Below are 3,391 nucleotides of genomic sequence, written 5' to 3' on the forward strand. Positions count from 1 at the left end.
GGCTACGGCGGCCGATACTTCGGTGCCGGGCAGCGGCTTGGGGCGGCGGCCCTTGAAGTCGACACCGGCATCGGCCCGGCGGCTGGCTTCGTAATGGAACGCGGCCGGCTCAACCACCAGTGCGCGGCGCGTGGGGTTGCGGTATTCGGCCTCAAATACCACCCGGTTGGCTTCGTAGCAGATGAAGCTCAGGCGCACTTCCACGCTGTCGGCGGTGGCCTGAGCCTGCTCGCGGCCTTCCACGAAGAGATTGGTGGCCTGGGCTGGTTTCAGGCCCAGCTGGTAGGTGGGGGCGCAGGCTGTGGCCAGCCCCACGAGTGCCAGTAGCGGCAGCGAACGCACGTAGAAAGGACGCATAAGCAGGAGAAGTAGAAAGGCTATTGGGGGCAAGATGCCGGCCGACGCCCGGCGGTTGCATCCATTCCTAAATTTATTCAGGCCCGCCCAAAATACCCACCGGCAGCGTAAAATCCCCCATCTCATCCGTCCCAAACGGCCACGCGCGGCGCACCCCCGCCAGCGGCACCGGCCCGAACACGTGGGCAAAATGCTGCCCTCGGCTGGCCACCCACTCCCGCTCCACGCGCACGCCGGCGGCCGTGAGGGCGGCCTCGTCCCACTCCAGCAAAACCAAATCGGCCCGCCCGGTATAGTACCGGCGGGCCGTTTCCAGAATCTGGTGCGCCTCGGAGGCGTGAATAAAGCCTTCGGCCGCGAGGTCGGCGCTGGCGAAAAAGCCGGTTTGCTGGGCGTGCTGCCAGTCGGCCGGCTCGGCAAGGCGGTAAATAAAGGTTGAGTTTTGAGGGTTGAATGTTGAGGTGTTCATTCGTTTTACAATTTTATAACTCAACATTCAACCCTCAAAACTCAACCTTTAATCTACGCTTTCCACAGGTCCTGTTGCACAGCCTTACCTACCGTCAGTACCAGGCGCACGGGGTTGGGCACCAACGTGAGGCGGGCTTCCTTGCCGGGGTATTTCTCCGAGTCAATCCAGACGCCTTCCTTGGGACTGGGGGCGGCAGTGGCGCTGGTGGGCAGGTAGGCGGTGGGCAGCAGCACGTCGGTATCCGACTTCAGGTCGGTGTGCACTTTGTCGAGGGCGGTTTCGAGGAAGTCGCCGTACTCATCGTTGAAGTCGTCTTCGAGGTCGTGCAGGGCTTCTTCCACGTCGTCGTAGCGGGCGTCGTCGTACTTCAGGGTGTGCAGCTCGGCCTTCTTTTCAATCAGGGCCACGAGGGCGCGGTTTAGTTCTTCGGTATTCATGGGGGCGCTAAGGCAGATGATTGGCTACAAAAATGGGAATGATTTGCCAAATCTGCGCCGTTTAGGCAATCATGCTGCGGCCGCTGGCGTGGAATAGTAGCCCGAACCCGTCCGCGCCCGTATTTTTACCGGCACATCCCCCACCCACTAGCCCCTTCTTCACCCCCGCTTATGCAGACCATGACCTCGCCCGAAGTGCTGGCCCAACCCGCCCAGGACTTCCTCCCCCTCAAAGGCACCGACTTTGTCGAATTCTACGTCGGCAACGCCAAGCAGTCGGCCTACTACTACCAGGCTGCGTTCGGCTTCGAGCTGGTGGCCTACGCCGGCCCCGAAACCGGCCTGCGCGACCGCGCCAGCTACGTGCTCCAGCAGGGCAAAATCCGGCTGGTGCTCACCACCTCCCTCCTGCCCGATTCCGATATTACGCGCCACGTGGCCCAGCACGGCGACGGCGTGAAGGTGATGGCCCTGTGGGTCGACGACGCCCGCAAGTCGTGGGAAGAAACCACCAAGCGCGGCGCCAAGTCGGCCTTCGAGCCCTATACCATTGAAGATGAGCACGGCAGCGTAACGCTCTCGGGCATCTACACCTACGGCGAAAGCATCCACACTTTCGTGGAGCGCACCAACTACTCAGGCCCGTTCATGCCCGGCTTCGTGGCCAAATCGAGCGGCGTGCCACAGGGCGCGCCGGTGGGCCTGCTGCACGTCGACCACTGCGTGGGCAATGTGGGCTGGGGCGAAATGAACCAGTGGGTGCAGTTTTACGAAGATGTGATGGGCTTCAAACTGCTGCTCACCTTCGACGACGAGGACATCAGCACCGAGTATTCGGCCCTGATGAGCAAGGTAGTTTCGAACGGCAACGGCTACGTGAAATTCCCCATCAACGAGCCCGCCGAAGGCAAGAAAAAGTCGCAGATTGAAGAGTACCTCGACTACTACCACTCGCCCGGCGTGCAGCACATCGCCATCGCCACCAACGACATCCGCGCCACGGTAACCGAGCTGCGCCGCCGCGGCGTGGAGTTCCTGACTGTGCCCAACGCTTACTACGAAGACTTGCTGGAGCGCATCGGCGCCATCGAGGAAGACCTGGAGTCGTTGAAAGCCCTGAACCTGCTCGTTGACCGCGACGAGGAAGGCTACCTGCTGCAAATCTTCACCAAGCCGGTGGAGGACCGCCCGACGGTGTTCTACGAAATCATTCAGCGCAAAGGCGCCAAGAGCTTCGGCAAGGGCAACTTCAAAGCGCTGTTCGAGAGCATCGAGCGCGAGCAGGCGCTGCGCGGGAATTTGTAAGGCTCGCTGGATTTAGCTGAGCCTGACGAGAACGTCATGCAGAGCGGAGTCGAAGCATCTCTACCGCAATAGTAAATCCAATTAAAAGGATTAGTTCTGCGGTAGAGATGCTTCGGCTGCGCTCAGCATGACGTTCTTTTTGCATTTATTCTTCCTGAACTCGTCCCTCTGCCCGATGCTCAGATTCATTCTGCTGCCGACGTTGCTCCTCGCCGCCGTACCCGCCCGAGCCCAGCAGCGCATTGAGGCGGCCCGCCCTGCCCGCGCCCACCCGAAGCGTGTGGCCCGGCTCGATGCGGCCGTGCCCGAAACGTCGGCCCTACTCTACATCGGCGGCGCACTCTGGACGCTGAACGACGGCGACAATCCACCCTGCATTTTCCGCATCGATACCGCCAGCGGGCACGTGGTGCAGCGCGTGCGCATCGTCAATTTCCCGAATACCGATTGGGAAGAATTGGCCGCCGACAGCCGCTACTTTTACATTGGCGATTTCGGCAATAATGCCGGGCGGCGGCGCGACTTGCGCGTGCTGCGCCTGCCCCGCCCCGGCCCCACTGATACCACCGCCACAGCCGAAGCCATCAACTTCAGCTACCCCGAGCAGACGGATTTTGAGCCCGGCGTATATCGCCACAACTTCGACTGCGAAGCCTTTTTCGTGGCCCACGATTCGCTGCACCTGTTCACCAAACGCTGGGCCGACGGGCACACCCGCCACTACACGCTGCCCACGCAGCCCGGCCGCTACCGGGCCCGCCCGCACGAAACCCTCGATGCGCAAGGTATGGTCACAGCCGCGTCGCTGAGCCCCGACGGG

At 61.8% G+C, this 3,391-nt stretch carries 5 protein-coding genes; 2 read left to right on the forward strand and 3 right to left on the reverse strand.

Annotated features, from left to right (window positions below; all coding sequences use genetic code 11):
* The 3 genes from ACYVDE_RS17920 to ACYVDE_RS17930 all read right to left on the reverse strand — a co-directional run.
* A partial coding sequence (locus ACYVDE_RS17920) for a hypothetical protein (protein WP_460502921.1) occupies positions 1-357 on the reverse strand: 357 nt, incomplete at its 3' end.
* 73 nt (positions 358-430) lie between these two features.
* A complete protein-coding gene (locus ACYVDE_RS17925; RefSeq protein ID WP_460502922.1) occupies positions 431-826 on the reverse strand; it encodes a DUF952 domain-containing protein in 396 nt (131 codons plus the stop codon).
* Positions 827-879: 53 nt separating this feature from the next.
* Positions 880-1,266, reverse strand: a complete 387-nt coding sequence (locus tag ACYVDE_RS17930) for a hypothetical protein (RefSeq protein ID WP_460502923.1) — start codon at positions 1,264-1,266, stop codon at positions 880-882.
* Positions 1,267-1,437: 171 nt separating this feature from the next.
* Between ACYVDE_RS17930 and hppD the strand changes: the two genes are divergently transcribed.
* Together hppD and ACYVDE_RS17940 are read left to right on the forward strand one after the other, a co-directional pair.
* Positions 1,438-2,571, forward strand: coding sequence for a 4-hydroxyphenylpyruvate dioxygenase family protein (hppD, locus tag ACYVDE_RS17935; RefSeq protein WP_460502924.1), 1,134 nt, complete (start codon positions 1,438-1,440; stop codon positions 2,569-2,571).
* A gap of 175 nt (positions 2,572-2,746) precedes the next feature.
* Positions 2,747-3,391, forward strand: a 645-nt coding sequence (locus ACYVDE_RS17940; protein WP_460502925.1) for a hypothetical protein, incomplete at its 3' end; no start/stop codon positions are given.

It is taken from the genome of Hymenobacter agri, from assembly GCF_054778495.1.

Excerpts from the sequence above, each read along its gene's own strand:
- ACYVDE_RS17925 (WP_460502922.1), bottom strand. The coding sequence starts at position 826 with ATGAACACCTCAACATTCAACCCTCAAAACTCAACCTTTATTTACCGC.
- ACYVDE_RS17930 (WP_460502923.1), bottom strand. The coding sequence starts at position 1,266 with ATGAATACCGAAGAACTAAACCGCGCCCTCGTGGCCCTGATTGAAAAG.
- hppD (WP_460502924.1), top strand. The coding sequence starts at position 1,438 with ATGCAGACCATGACCTCGCCCGAAGTGCTGGCCCAACCCGCCCAGGAC.